1 rRNA gene is annotated in these 296 nt (G+C 52.4%); it reads left to right on the top strand.

The window, feature by feature from the left end:
- Positions 1–296, top strand: a 23S ribosomal RNA gene (locus GTP55_RS29355); the annotation flags it as partial.

Below are 296 nucleotides of genomic sequence, written 5' to 3'. Positions count from 1 at the left end.
ACCCCGGGAGGGGAGTGAAATAGATCCTGAAACCGTGTGCATACAAACAGTAGGAGCGGACTTGTTCCGTGACTGCGTACCTTTTGTATAATGGGTCAGCGACTTACATTCAGTGGCAAGGTTAACCGCATAGGGAAGCCGTAGAGAAATCGAGTCCGAACAGGGCGCCAGTCGCTGGGTGTAGACCCGAAACCAAGTGATCTACTCATGGCCAGGATGAAGGTGCGGTAACACGCACTGGAGGTCCGAACCCACTAATGTTGAAAAATTAGGGGATGAGCTGTGGGTAGGGGTGA

The organism is Duganella margarita (genome assembly GCF_009857535.1).
In the GTDB taxonomy this organism is placed as follows: Bacteria; Pseudomonadota; Gammaproteobacteria; order Burkholderiales; family Burkholderiaceae_D; genus Rugamonas; species Rugamonas margarita.
This window is presented reverse-complemented; position numbering and strand designations above follow the sequence as displayed.